The sequence below is a fragment of the Staphylococcus sp. HMSC055C03 genome (genome assembly GCF_001809385.1).
GTDB lineage: Bacteria > Bacillota > Bacilli > Staphylococcales > Staphylococcaceae > Staphylococcus > Staphylococcus simulans.
Window position 1 is genome coordinate 1 of record NZ_KV797499.1, and the last position, 507, is coordinate 507.

Here is a 507-nt window from a genome sequence, read left to right on the forward strand (position 1 = left end):
CATTAAATCATTTTCACATAGGTGCAAGTACCAGTTGCTAGGTTCTACACTTTGAGGTGTACCGTCATATAACCAAGGACGCTCTTTTCTTCTGCGTGCTTCTGCTTGTTCTTTTTGACGTTCTTTACGCAAACGGTCCTTATAAACCAAATTGCGCAAAGCATCTTTTTCACGTTCTACAATATAAAACTCTGTTTCCAGCGGTAAAATATCGTCCATAATGTGTCCGTCATTTAAATATTTAATAATTGCTTGCGGCGGAACTTTAGACCTTTTCAAATCTTCGGCTACGATGTAAAAATTGAGACCTTTATGTTTAATCTTTCGGCATATTTTACCTTTGTACATCACATGATTGAAATTGTATTTAAGCGCATCTTCTATATCCCAACCTTTATCAAATCTTTCTTGCAAATCTTTAGATGATACTTTTAAATTTTGAGATGCATATAAGATTTTTTGAGTTCCAATCTCAATCGTTTCACCTTTATAAATAAATTTTCCCAT

The 507-nt window shown here is 33.9% G+C and carries 1 protein-coding gene; it reads right to left on the reverse strand.

All coding sequences use genetic code 11. The features are described 5' to 3' along the window. Window positions 1–507: SA1788 family PVL leukocidin-associated protein (locus tag HMPREF2603_RS08895; RefSeq protein ID WP_070502067.1), on the reverse strand; the 507-nt coding region annotated here is incomplete at both ends.